This is a genomic window from Bdellovibrio sp. BIS2, from assembly GCF_055398295.1.
Map to the genome: position 1 here is coordinate 1067090 of NZ_AP035879.1, position 13573 is coordinate 1080662.

Sequence of the window (13573 nt, forward strand, 5' to 3'; positions counted from 1 at the left end):
TTCTGGGATGTCTTGGGGTGTTTAAGGACTGAACAGGAGCCTTTACGGGGCTCCTGAAGATTACTTGCGGCAGACTTTGGCTTTCGGGTTCACTTCGCAGACGGCATCTTTCAAAGCCTTGTTCTGTTCTTCCAAAGACTGAACCTTGTGAATCAGAACGGCATTGTTTTCTTTGAGTGAGGCAATCTCACGATCCTGTTTTTTGTTTTCAGAAATCACGATCTGATAAAGCTCTTTAATGGAGTTGATCACCGGTGCCACCAGTTTCTGGTAGGCCACAGATTTGGAACCATCTTTGTCGGTACGAACGGCTTCAGGGAATACTTTTTCAACTTCCTGGGCGATCAGACCGATTTGCTTTTCTTTGTTAACCGGATCTTTCCAGTAGTAGGTGTAACCAGTCAGACCCAGGATTTTTTCCAAACTGTCTGGCAGGATCTGGATGTCACGTTTCAGGCGGGCATCAGAAGCTTCTGTCAAAGTTCCGGCAATCCACATGTTGCCTGTATAGTCGACGTAGAGTTTCTGAGTACAAGTACCACCCGGGCAGTGATAGAACTGCGCGATGTGAGAAGCACTGTTGGTGTGGTGAATGGTCAATCCACGCTTGGTCGCGTGGCTGTTATTCACATTCAGAGCCGAGTCTGAACGTGACAAGAACTCTAGGTAAGAAGAACCATCGTGGATGTATCCCGTACCGCTGACATGCAAAGGATAGCTTGGATTGTTGGTGCCGATACCGACGTTACCCGTATTTGAGATGCGCATGCGTTCGCTCACAGTGATAGCATTTCCCGCCGTCACCGTCTGAAGGTCGGAAGTGTAGAAACGAATCCCGTCGAAACCACCTGCATTGATAGCCGCCCGATAGAGGTTTGCGCCGGAGGACGAGGAAACAAAGCTTCCCACAGCTCCTGCCGCAGAAACGCCGTAACCTATCACAGGAGATCCACTGGAATACTCTGTACCGATTGTCGTCAGATTTCCGCTGGAGTAGTTGTCCACCAGTATCAGACTTCCGGATGTCGCTGTGGCGCTGCCGGCTTTGATCGTTCCGCCGCTCACGTCCAGCTTTTGGGCCGGATTCGTCACACCGATGCCCACATTTCCGACGTTGGAAATACGCATGCGCTCGGCGCGTGTTCCGCCTGTTGCAAAAATAATTGGGCTGTTTCCGACAGACATACCCATGCCGTTGGCAGGAATTCCGTTGACGGCAGAGCCCGAGAAATTCACCCCGATCCACAAACCACCGAAGCTGGAGTTCAGAAGATCCAGAGACGTCACCGAAGAACCGCTGACGGCGATTCCATTCGTCGCGTCCGTGTTGTTACCCACATGCAGTTTATAACTTGGACTGGTCTGTCCAATACCAACATTCCCATTGGAGTGAAGACGCATGCGTTCTGAACGGGAAGCTGCGCCGTTGATGGTGGTTTCAAAGATCATGTAAGAGCCACGAGTCGAAGTCGTGTGGTTTTGACCGGCACTGACTTCGATGGCCGAGTTTGTAGTTCCTGTACTTGTTCCATCGTGGGCGCGGAAATAGAATCCACCCAAGGTGTCACCCGAGGTCACAGCGGAATTTGAAGCGAGTGTGCCACGCGTGCGGGTCATCATCATCGCAGAACCATCATACTGACCATCGGAGGAATGCCACAGACGAGCCTGGAAGGCGTCAGAACTTTGGATGTCCAGATTGAAGCTTGGGGAAGTTGTGCCGATACCGACGGCGCCACCATTGGAAATGGTCATACGAGGGGTGCCGTTGGTTTCAAAGTTCAATCCATAGTTGTCGTTGGTTCCCAAGGTCGCCGCAGCACCAAAGCTGTTGCCGCCGTTGGCAAACAGAGATGTCGCTGAATAGCTTGTACAACCCATCACCCCTGAAGCATTAAAGGTGATGGTCTGACCCACGGCACAGGTGAAGGGGATCACAGCTGTGCCAGTGCCGTTAGAAACCAACAGTCGGTCGGCTGTGATGGAAGTGGCGCCGGTACCACCTTTAGTGACTGGAACCGCAGAAGGGAAGTTCGCCGGATCCGCACTGATCGTACCTGAAGAAACCGCGATACCAGAACCCACTTGAACAACCCCGCGCGCACCCGTTGTTGCCGGGTCCACTGAGATCACCGGAGTCGTCGTTCCTGTCGCCACCTGAACCGGAGCCGTGCCAGAAACACTGGTCACAGTGCCGGTTGTTGGCGTAGCCCATTTCAAACCAGAAGCTTGAGCAGAATCCGCAGTCAGAACCTGACCGTTCGTGCCTGCCGGCAGGCGAACGTCGTTGGTGCCATCGTTACCAAGAACATCCCCTTTGGTTGTTAGTGGGGAAAGACCATTGAACGCCGCAATCGCCGTTGTTGCGCCGGTCCCGCCGTTTGCAATTGGCAAAGTTCCAGTCACATCAGAAGCCAGATTGATCGCCGCACCACTGGATGCCGCCGTCAGACGACCTTGAGCATCCACAGTGATGGAAGCGCGAGTGTAAGAACCCGCTGTCACAGCGGTATTAGCTAAAGCAATAGTGCCTGTCGAAGTTATCGGACCACCAGTCAAACCAGTGCCGGTTGCGATGTTCGTCACTGTACCGCCGGAAGATGTATCAGTATCCGTATCGTTCGCACATTCCCAACGATTGTTAGCGGCAACCCATTTCAACACTTGCCCGTCAGTACAAGCAGTGTTGTTCGGACGATAAGTCAGATATTTCCCAGCGCCACTTGTGATGTCTGCCGCATCCAGTACCACAGCACCAGTTCTGCCAGCCACGGTCGTAACTGGGAAGGCAATCGCTGCATTTGAAGCCGCGGTCAGACGGCCCTGAGCATCGACTGTGAAAGTGCCCACGGAAGTCGTGGAACCATATCCGCCGGGCGTTACCGCCGTATTAGCCAAAGAAATCGTACCGGTTGCCGTGATCGGGCCTCCGGAAAGTCCCGTGCCCGTTGCGATGTTCGTCACTGTACCGCCGGAAGATGTGTCAGTATCAGTACCGCACTCCCAACGATTGTTAGCGGCAACCCATTTCAACACCTGGCCATCCGTACAAGCCGTGTTGTTCGGACGATAGACAAAGTATTTACCAGCACCATTGCCGACGTCACCCACATCCAAAGTCACGGCACCAGTGCGACCAGCAACTGTTGTTACAGGAAAAGCGATGGCCGCATTCGAAGCGGCAGTCAGACGACCTTGGGCATCGACAGTGAAAGTGCCCACCGCTGTGGTGGAACCATAAACCGCCGGAGTCACCGTCGTGTTTGCCAAGGAAATTGTACCTGTGTTTGTGATTGGACCACCAGTCAAACCAGTGCCGGTTGCGATGTTCGTCACTGTACCGCCGGAAGACGTGTCGGTATCCGTATCGTTCGCACACTCCCAACGACTGTTAGCAGCAACCCATTTCAACACCTGCCCGTCAGTACAAGCAGTGTTGTTCGGACGATAAGTCAGATATTTGCCAGCGCCGCTGGTGATATCGGCGGCATCCAGTACCACAGCACCAGTTCTGCCAGCCACGGTCGTAACTGGGAAGGCAATCGCCGCATTTGAAGCCGCGGTCAGACGCCCTTGAGCATCCACGGTGAAGGTGCCCACGGAGGTAGTGGAGCCATAAGCTGCCGGAGTTACCGCTGTGTTCGCCAAAGAAATAGTTCCGGTGGAAGTGATCGGACCACCAGACAAACCGGTGCCCGTCGCAATATTTGTAATAGTCCCGCCAGAGTTGGCGTCATTGTCGGCTGCGGGAGCCCACTTGGTGCCGTCGTACTTCAAAACCTGACCAGCAACCAGACCCGTGGTATCAACAGTCACACCTTTGATTTTATTGACTGAAGAAGCACCGATCGTGCCTCCAACGTCACCCGCCAGGGATACGTTGATTGGCTGACAGTTAAAGCCGCCTACGGCATTCCAGTACATCGTTTCATGCGCCGCACAGCCGGCATTGGCAACCGCCGCGCTGAACTCCGCATCTGTCATATAAGAACTTAATGTCGCCGACAGACCCGAGACATCGCTTTGTGCAATGGCCGAAGGTGTCCACGCCGTGCCATTGAATTTCAGGAAGTTGCCATTGGCCGGAGCCGCATTGGAAACAGCCGTGCCCTGAAGTTTTGCGACAGAAGGATTCGGATAAGTTCCATCCAGATCGCCCGCCGCTGCGCCCGTTGGAACACGAGCATCACTGAAGCGGGCATCATTTCCGGCAGCCACTGTGCCAGCGGAAGTCCCCACATTCAAGGTCAGCGCCGGCGTGGAAGTGCTGTTAACAATCGTAATATAAGAATTGGAAGAAGTGACATCCGTCACTGTACCGCCATTGGCGCCGCTAATTCCGGCACATGTGAGCGCAGTTCCATTCCAAGTCAGGAAGGTTCCGCCAGCACACGTCGGCAGGCCCGCTTTTAACATGAAGTCATCGACAACTTTGTCGCCCAGGGACTCTGCAGACAAAGCATAAGCAGAGAAAGGAACGGAGCGGATTTCATTGGACGGGGAGATGATCTTCCATCCGTTCCCATCATGAAACTGAACTTTCAGCAGGCGTGTATCGCCCGAGGCCGCAGTATAAGTGGAACCACCCGAACAGTTGTGTGCCAGAGAGTTTTTAAATGCGTCCAGCATTTTGAAGGTCGGAGTCGCCGGGAACAGTTTGGTGCCTGAGCCAATCGGAACATCAAAGATACCTTTGGAGTTCACCATATTCACGTCGTCCACCTGCTCGCGGTAAATCACGCAAGAGCCGGTAGGGTTTGTGATTTCAAACAGGAAGCTGACGTGAGCGTACTCCAGTGCGGTTCCGTCGGATTTGATAATCCTTCCCTGATAGGTCAAAGAATTAGGGGAGGCATGGCTGAAAGCAGCCATAAAAAGGAGTGCTAAGAAAGAGGTCAGCGACGTTCCGTTTCTCATGTACTTCTTATCGGTTTTTTGACCAAAAATCGCAGTTTTTTACAATGACGATTCGTTAATATGCGAGAAGTTCTAACAAGAGGTTCCGCGAGTGTTTCAGAGTGAAACAAGAGGGCCAAAGTTTGCAGGGCGTTAGTCGGGGGAAGGTGAGTTTTCTGTTAAAAAGTAAAAAAGAACAATCGATGTTTGACCATTCTCATCATGTTCGATAGTTCCTTCCTATGACCACAATTACGAAGAATCTGACCACCACTCCGAAAGCCCTTCCGCCCTCTGATCAACTTGGATTCGGGCAGCACTTTTCTGACCACATGTTTGTGGCTAAATACACGGAAGGTAAAGGCTGGTCTGAAGCCGGCGTGGTTCCTTACGGGCCGCTTTCCCTGGATCCTGGGGCTTCTGTATTCCATTATGGTCAGGCTTTGTTTGAAGGCATGAAAGCCTTCCGTAAGGAAGACGGCGAAGTGGTCTTCTTCCGTCCGGAGTTCAACTATCACCGCTTGGCTGAAGGCGCGGCTCGCCTGTGTCTGGAAGCTCCGCCGATGGATCTTTTCATGGAAGGTTTGCACCAGGTTGTGGCGGCTGATGAGCGCTGGATTCCGAAGGGGCCTAACACGTCTTTGTATATTCGTCCGACCCTGATTGGTTCGGAGCCGTTCCTGGGGGTTCGTCCTTCTCGTGAAACCATGTTCTTTATTCTGCTTTCCCCGGTGGGTTCTTATTATTCTGAAGGCACCAAGCCGATCAAGATTTGGACCGAGGAAAAGTATCTGCGCGCAGCTCCAGGGGGCCTGGGGGCGGTGAAGGCCGGGGCGAACTATGCTTCCAGTCTGAAAGCCGCCTTGGAAGCCAAGAAAAAGGGCTATGCCCAGGTGTTGTGGCTGGATGTGGAACATCAGGGAATTGAAGAAGTGGGCACGATGAATGTGTTCTTCGTCTTTGATAATGAAATCGTCACTCCGGCATTGAACGGCAGCATTCTGTCCGGTGGGACCCGCGATGCGATTCTGCAGTTGTTGCGCTCCAAGAATCTGCCGGTGGTGGAAAGACGAATCACCATCGCGGAAGTGGTCGACCGTCTGGCAAAAGGTGAACTGAAAGAAGCCTTCGGCACGGGGACGGCGGCGGTTATTTCCCCAGTGGGTGTTTTGCACTATCAGGGGAAAGACTGGACCATCAATAACAACGAAAACGGTCCGTTGAGCACGCAGCTTTACAATGAGATCACGGCGATCCAGCGTGGCGCTCAAGCCGACAGCCTGAACTGGCTTGTTCCTTTGAAAAAATAATTTTTTAGGGATTTTGTCTTAAGAAATTCGTTCGCCAAAAAAAGTGCTAGCGAGGAATCGTCAGTGATAACTCGCTAGCTAAGGGGAATGAAACCAATCCTTGTATGTATTTGTTCCTTCCATATGCACACCTCTGATTCCTCAGGTGACTCATGACCTTTGGCAGCTGGCTGGCGTGGCTTTGCACCGACACCCCTTTAGCTTTGCGTCCCGCCGTTTCCGACGGTTTGCCTTGAGGCAAAGGAAGGATCTATATCCTAACGAGTATAACCCTAGGAACCTCCTTATGAGTTATTCATCAGATCCAACCAGTCCATTCTTCTTTAGAGAGGCATGAACCCAACCTCTGCGTAGTAATCCTGGTGACGCGTCTTCACTTCAGTTCGTCATCGTGATGGTCATGTGCTCTCATCCGTGTCCTCCTTCGCTTGGCCCTACTAGCGTTCACTTACCCGAGGTAAGTCTCCCGAGCCTTGTGGTTTCAACAAAATCAGGATAGCTCGACCAAAGTTTTATTTTCAAGAGCACCCCGTTCGATTCTCAAATTACGTCAGATTTACGTATCAGCGTGGGAAAACAGACGGGGATTTGTTCAGACTTGAAACAAAAAAAAGCCCCTCATCGAGGGGCTTTTTGGAGATTGGAAATTGGAAAATTTGAAATTGGAGACGGAAAATTAATTATACCGGCAGCAATTCGCGAATTTCGTCGGCGATTTTCATGAAGGCTTGCGCTTCGGCGCCGTTGCTGTTGGCTTCAACGATTGGAATTCCGGCTTCGCACGCCAGACCCACAGACGGGTTGAAAGGAATCTCACCCAGTTTGTTGATGCCTTTGGATTGGGCGTAGGAATCGATTTCGCCCTTCGGGAACAACTGCATTTTTTCGCCGTTGGCCGGGTTGATCATATAGGCCATGTTTTCAACCATGCCCAGCAAAGGCACGTTCACACGGGCAAACATGTCGACGGCTTTTTTCACATCCACCAACGCCACGTTCTGTGGAGTGGAAACCATCACTGCACCAGACACTGGAACTTTCTGGGCCAGGGTCAGTTGGATGTCACCTGTGCCCGGAGGCAGGTCCACAACCAGATAGTCCAACTCGCCCCAGTTTACGTCGCGCAGGAATTGGTCCATCGCTTTAAACAACATAGGTCCACGCCAAACGACTGCCGCACCTTCCTCGACCAGGAAGCCAATGCTCATCAGTTTGATGCCGTAGCGGACCACCGGCTCCAGTTGATTGGTGTCCGGATTGATTTGAGGTTTTTGCGCGAGCGTACCCAACATACGAGGAATGCTGGGACCATAGATATCCGCATCCAAAAGGCCGACTTTGCCGCCTTTTCTGCCCAAAGCCATGGCAAGATTCGTTGCCACAGTACTTTTACCCACGCCACCCTTGCCGGAACTTACGGCGATAATATGTTTCACTCCGGGAATCGCGGTCTGCTTTTCAAAAGGATTTGGGGCTGCCATGAATGGGACTCCTTGCTAATTTTGTCCACACAACCAATAATAGAACTTGGATGAATAGCCAAGACTTTTTGACATTGAACCTAGTGGGAGCGGGGGCTTTCATTGCCTGGTATCTTCTTTCTCGAGGAGGCAGCCGTCGGCCGACGCAGCTGAACTTGAATGCGAAGGACAGCGCTCCCCCTCTGATGGAGGCAGCTCCCCCTGAAAAGGCGGGTCTTGAGCCTTTGCGTCGTCAGGCTGCAGCGCCTCAGGTTCATCCTGATCTATCTGGCGCTAAAACCAAGTCTTTGAATGTGATGTTTAATTACAACGGGCACAGTTGGGATGCGTACGAGGTTTTGGGCGTTCCGGCCGGAGCGTCGCTGAAGCTGGTCACTGAAGCCTATCAGACTGCAATTCGCCGCAGCGACAAAGAATCCCTGGAGTTTCTGGAGACGGCTTACAAAGCCATTCTAAATAAATCCGCCTAGGCCACTTACTATCGTCGGTACGGCATGTAGCGCGGAGTTGAGACGAAATTCCCATCCCATTTGTTTTTTGAGCACCACAGATTCGCCGACGAATTCATTGCGCAGTATAGACCACCTTCACCGTGACCTTTGATGCTGGTGAAGTTCTGGCTTGAAGCAATCGCCAGCGGAGCCAGGTCAAATCGGGCGGCGGGCCAATAATGCAATTTTCCACTGGTGGTCAGTCCTAGGGCCGAATTGCTGCCGACCTGAATATCCAAATAGGATTCGCTGCCGTTGACCACAGTCGGAGAGGTGACCGTCAAGTTGCCGGTATAATCACCCCAGTAGCCCCAGCATTTCAAAACCTGTCCGCTGGTGATGGCGCAAACCGCGTTGGTCCCTACACTCAGCTTCGTGAAATTTTCAGTTGAGTCGACGGTGTAAGGGACGCTGGTATTGGTGGTCGTGCCATTTCCGACCTTACCCTGGTTGTTGGCCCCCCAGCATTTCAGCTTATCCGCAGAAGTCAGTCCACAGATATGCGAATAAGAGACAGCAATCGATTTATAAAGAGTCCCGCCATCCAGAACAGTCGGCGTGGTGCGCGAGACCCCGCCCAGATGGCCTTTGCCGTCGTCATAGCCGTAGCACTTGATCTGATCGCCTGTCGTGATGGCGCAGGCCAGACTGCTGGCAACAACCAAAGAGTCAGTTCTGTAGGATGTGCCCGCATCCACCATTGTCGGAGTTCGACTAGGGCAGTTTGATTCTGCTCCCCAGGCATACAGCTTTCCAGCAGTGGAAAGACCGTAGCCGCAATAGAAAGTTTCCCGGGCCGTCATGGCAAAGCTCACGGAAGGAGCCACCACCGACATGTATTGAACGGAAGAATCCATGGATTCATTCCCCACGGCACCGAAGCCATTGGCACCGGCACACATCATGCGTCCGCTGCCATTGATGACACAGCTGCCGTTGTTGGAAGGGGAGGCCTTTCCGCCGGTAAAGTCGGAGCCATTATCCACAACGGCCGGTGTGGAAACTGTGTACCCGGATCCCGCATAGCTTCCCACGCACACGGCCTGGCCATTGCTTTTGATCGCACAGGCTCCGGCAGAGCCCACACCATAGTGGGCAATCGTTGTATTTGGATCCAGGGGAACCATGTCAAAGACCGGCACAGGTTCAAACCAGTTGTTGTAGTTGTCCCCCATGCAGACAATTTGTCCGTCAGTGGAAATTCCGCAAGCGCCGTATGATGCCATGGATATTTGTGTGTATTTGATACCATCGTTGACCAGCGTGGGTGTGGTCAGAACCGTGACTTGTTCCGAGCTGACGGTGCCTCGCACTTCACCCCAGCATTTCAAATCATTGGCGGCAGTGATCGCACAGCGATAGCCGCTTTCATCCGAGACAGCAAGATAGTCGGTGGCGGCATCAATGGTTGTGCGGCTGACGACCGGATTGGTTCCCGTCATGGCGCCAACTACCGAGTTTCCATTCCAGCCCCAGCATTTCAGCTTTTGCCCCGTCGTCACACCGCAAATAGTCGAGCCGCCGGCGACTGAAACATAGCTTGTGCCAGCGTCCACAACTGTTGGCGAAAGCACATTGGTTGTGCTGCCGGGAACGATTTGCTGTTGACTGTTTCCACCCCAGCACTTCAGCACCTGCGTATCCGTGATCCCGCACGCGGTGGAGGATTTTCTGTGAATACTTGTGTAGGTGACGGTTCCATCTATCACGACCGGGGTATTCCGGTCGGTTGTCGTTCCGTCGCCGATACTTCCGGAATTGTTGCGGCCCCAGCATTTGACTTTACCCAACTCGGTCAAGGCACAGGCGCCCATAGAAGCCGTGGAAACTTGGATATAATTTTCGCTGCTATCGATGTCGACTGGGCTGGTCTGTTCGATGTTGTTACCGTTACCCAGCTGCCCATAATTGTTGTACCCCCAGCATTTGAGTTTTTTTGCTGTGGTGATGGCACAGAAGTATTGGTCAGTGATGGAAACATCCAGTACGGTGAAGCCCGCCAGAGGCTCCACCCGGGTGCTGACGCGGTTTTTGTGGCCGATGCCCAGCTGACCATAGTAGTTGTCGCCCCAGCAGAACATTCGTCCGTCAGAATAAATGGCACATTGATTGTAACGAGCAGAAACAATTTTGGTCGCCGTTGTGAAGACTGAATCGTCGTCCTTGATCAGATGATAGACCAAACTTGTGGTGCCGATGCGGACCGCCGCTTGGTCAGTGTGACTGATAAAGATTCTGAGATTGCGATCATTTTCAGTCAGACCATTATCGAAAGTGTCATAAGAAATGGATGCTGACAGGGAACCTGCCGGGATGGTGACGAATCCGGGCGCAAGATTGTGGTCGACCATATAGATCTGATCGCCAAAATAATTATAGTAAACTTTCACATCGTAAGTTTTGGTGCCAGACAGTGTAAAGGTCACTGTGTTGTTGGTGGATCCTTCGGTAATGGAAATATTTTTCGAGGTGATCGAAGCCACAACCTCAGAATCTTTTGTCCAGCTGACATTGGTTGCAGAGGCAAAATCCTGCCAAAGTCCGTTCACACCACTTTTTCCGATGGCACAGACGGTGACATTGCCGTTTGAAAGGGCGGACAGATCCAGAGTGCGACTGGCGGGAGCAGCAGCTTCGGCGGTATAGCCGGTGGAGGATGAACAATCCACAGAAGTCCCGAATTTATATCGGAAAGCACTGACATTGGTCCCACCGAAATTCAGACTCACCGAGGTCATTACACTGATGCCCGAAGGCGCGCCTGTGATCTGAATAGTGGGCGGTGCGGTGGACAAAGTGTAGTTCGTGGTTTTGGTTTCCTGAATGATCGCATTATGAATTAAATGCGCTGTGAATGTGATGGCGGCTCCGTCGGCTCCGGGAACACTGAAGGTCGAAGACCACACGCCACCAGTACAGGTGGTTGAAGCCGTGATGGGACTTGTGATGCTGATGGTGGCTCCTTCGACATTACAGGTGCCACTGAACTGTGTGTTGGGTCCAATAGTGGTTCCACTGGTCGGCGATTGAATTGAAAGTGTGCGGGTGATGGTGAAGGTCTTGCTGTCACTCGCCAAATTGACAGTACTGTCTTTGAGTGTTGCCGTGATATTCAAAGGTGAATTGTTGGCCAGCGCGGAAGTATCCAAGGTGTAGTACCACTCTTGATCCACGGTGCAATTGGTGGTCGCGCTGAGGGTTCCACTGATTTGAACTTGCTTGTTCGGGACAGAGCAATAGCCCCCCAGCTCCATCGAGTTGCCGATTTTGTCGGTAGTGGCAGGATAGTCAATGAAGATTTCGGGAACTTCCAAAGTCACCGTTGCATCGGAGCAAAAGGTTTCGCTGCTAAATGGATCGCGGAATTTAACATAGAGCTCTTTGGGACCCGAGGTGGTGTCAGAGAATGTCCAGTTTGTGTTAGCGGCAAAAGCCGTCCAACTTCCTCCGTTGGCACAGGTGGGATCTTCGGTCAGATAGGTCTGGCTCATGGATGCCGGGGCATTGAGTGTCACACTGACAGTCGCACTGACAGCGATCGGGTCACCGCCGTTCAAGGTCATGACAGGCGGGATGGCCAGAGCCGCGCTGGCTGTTTCCCAACGAAGATTGAATCCTGCGTCGGTCACGCTGCCGTCGGATTCAAATTCAACACGAACATTGTTTGAGGTCGTATTCACGAGCGTCGTTTCCGGGTTCCCGGAGGCACCGAAGACCTCGGTGCCGTTATCGTATATTCTTACAAAGTCATAGCCGCTTTCGGTATCAAACAGATCAACAAAAAAAGTGGCGGGTCCTGTCAGTGTAAGGTCAATCGCGCAGAGCTCGTCATTTTGATATCCCGATGCCAAACCGCCCGAGTCCACAATGCGCCCGCGGGCAAGACTGGAGATCGTATCGGTACACATCGTGTGAGTTGTGTAGGTCGGCCACTGAATGGAGTCATGGTAACAGGGGGATTCATCCTGTGCGGCTGTGCGGAATTTGACACTGACATAGGCTGTGCCGCCTTGGGCACCGGCATCCAGAATCCAATTCTCAATAAATGTTTCTGTGCTGACCCAAGTCGGAGCCCCCGTGCAGGTTTGATTGTTGAACAGGGCCATTTCTGGCAGTGAAGACGGAGCCAGGATGTTCAGATCCTCTACGCCACTTAATGTTGTGGACTTGATCAGACTGCCAATAAAGATGCGGGGGGATCCCACATAAACCTGAACTTGAAGCGGAGTCGAAAGATTTTGGGCCTTATCGGCGGCTTGAAGGTAAAGGTAGCGAATACCCGGTGTGGTGAGAGTTGTATTATTGGCTCCGGCAAAAGCTTCTGTGATAAAAACGAAAGCCGGAGAACTGCTGTCAAGATAGCGAAATTGGCAAAGGTCCGCGGGGTCCAGGCAGCTCCATGTCACGGGCTGCGGTTCGGCCGGAATTAGCAGATTGTCGAGATTGCTAAGTTGGGGCAGAACTGTGTCTTTAAGAATCTGAGCGGTTGCGATCCGGGTTTCGCCGGAAGATAGAACTTCGACAGCCTCTAGTGTCAGATTGTTTGAGTCTGGCAGCGCAGAAAAATCATAGGTCCAGGACCATTGGTGGTTGAGGCAGGTCGCGGCCCCCCGATGGCTGGATTCTATTTTGATTTGCACTGAGCCTTCGTCGTTGGCGCACGAGCCGGAGATGATTTTGTTTGAGACATTGCTGGCGTTGACAATGATATAGGGTTCTTTGTCGGCGATTTTAAGTTCGGCCGAGCCTGCGTCGGAGCTCAGCAGGTCCTGAAGTTTTGCAGTGATATTGCATCCCGCCAGTAAAAGCGGTAGCAAAAGCAAGATAATGCCAGATGATCCGAGACGTTCCAGGTGTTTCATGAGGTATTCATCGGAAGAAATCCTCACGTTGTTTAGAAAAACCTTTAAGTCTTAAATTGATACAAACTGAACCTGATCTTCAGCGACTTTTTCGCCGTTCACCCACACCGAATAGAAAATCGGGCAGGCCTTGGAAAGCATCGCCGCCGTTCCACTGTACTGGTGGGTCGAGCGCTTGGCCGCTTCCGCCACTTGAGTCGCGTCGATCGCAGAACCCTTCACCTGATAACTTAAATCAATGCGGGAAAAAACTTTTGGATGTTTGTCTGTCAGTGGGGCTTTGGCTTCCAGTTCGAATGATTCATACTGCACCTGAAACTTCGCCATCAGATCGATGACATCAGTACCCGTACAGCAGCACAAAGCCGCCAGCAGCATTTCTTTCGGAGTCGGCCCTTGTGGAGTTTGATCGGGAGCTGTGACGTCGATGTCGCCTTCCATGCCGCGAACATTAAATCTAAAATGGTGACCGTCAATTCGTTTAACCTGTGCGCGCATGAACCCATCCTTTGTAAGGTGCAGAAGATGGGTCT

Annotated in this window: 6 protein-coding genes and 1 riboswitch; of the genes, 2 read left to right on the top strand and 4 right to left on the bottom strand. The window is 52.3% G+C overall.

Going from position 1 to position 13573, the window contains the following annotated elements:
- Window positions 1-60 precede the first annotated feature (60 nt).
- A complete protein-coding gene (locus ACZ520_RS05220; protein ID WP_464127695.1) occupies window positions 61-4917 on the bottom strand; it encodes a tail fiber domain-containing protein in 4857 nt (1618 codons plus the stop codon).
- A 221-nt stretch (window positions 4918-5138) separates the two neighbouring features.
- On the opposite strand from ACZ520_RS05220, the gene ACZ520_RS05225 reads away from it, so the two are divergent.
- A complete protein-coding gene (locus ACZ520_RS05225; protein WP_464127696.1) occupies window positions 5139-6206 on the top strand; it encodes a branched-chain amino acid aminotransferase in 1068 nt (355 codons plus the stop codon).
- 158 nt (window positions 6207-6364) lie between these two features.
- Window positions 6365-6448, bottom strand: a riboswitch (cyclic di-GMP riboswitch).
- A 438-nt stretch (window positions 6449-6886) separates the two neighbouring features.
- Here the strand turns inward: ACZ520_RS05225 and ACZ520_RS05230 are convergent.
- Window positions 6887-7687 carry an Mrp/NBP35 family ATP-binding protein gene (locus ACZ520_RS05230; RefSeq protein WP_088565891.1) on the bottom strand — a complete coding sequence of 267 codons (801 nt, stop codon included), beginning with the start codon at window positions 7685-7687 and terminating at the stop codon, window positions 6887-6889.
- A 68-nt stretch (window positions 7688-7755) separates the two neighbouring features.
- Here ACZ520_RS05230 and ACZ520_RS05235 point away from each other — a divergent pair, with 68 nt between their 5' ends.
- Window positions 7756-8157: a hypothetical protein gene (locus ACZ520_RS05235; RefSeq protein ID WP_417870041.1), complete on the top strand. Its 402-nt coding sequence runs from the start codon at window positions 7756-7758 to the stop codon at window positions 8155-8157.
- Window positions 8158-8165: 8 nt separating this feature from the next.
- On the opposite strand, the gene ACZ520_RS05240 is transcribed toward ACZ520_RS05235, so the two are convergent.
- Window positions 8166-13040 (bottom strand): hypothetical protein, encoded by a 4875-nt coding sequence (locus tag ACZ520_RS05240; RefSeq protein ID WP_464127697.1) that lies wholly within the window; start codon window positions 13038-13040, stop codon window positions 8166-8168.
- 51 nt (window positions 13041-13091) lie between these two features.
- Entirely contained in the window at window positions 13092-13538 is a 447-nt protein-coding gene (locus ACZ520_RS05245; protein WP_464127698.1) for an OsmC family protein, read from the bottom strand.
- Window positions 13539-13573 lie beyond the last annotated feature (35 nt).

Bases quoted from the DNA above. Each gene is read 5' to 3' on its own strand.
- ACZ520_RS05220 (WP_464127695.1), bottom strand. From the start codon at position 4,917: ATGAGAAACGGAACGTCGCTGACCTCTTTCTTAGCACTCCTTTTTATG.
- ACZ520_RS05225 (WP_464127696.1), top strand. From the start codon at position 5,139: ATGACCACAATTACGAAGAATCTGACCACCACTCCGAAAGCCCTTCCG.
- ACZ520_RS05230 (WP_088565891.1), bottom strand. From the start codon at position 7,687: ATGGCAGCCCCAAATCCTTTTGAAAAGCAGACCGCGATTCCCGGAGTG.
- ACZ520_RS05240 (WP_464127697.1), bottom strand. From the start codon at position 13,040: ATGAAACACCTGGAACGTCTCGGATCATCTGGCATTATCTTGCTTTTG.
- ACZ520_RS05245 (WP_464127698.1), bottom strand. From the start codon at position 13,538: ATGCGCGCACAGGTTAAACGAATTGACGGTCACCATTTTAGATTTAAT.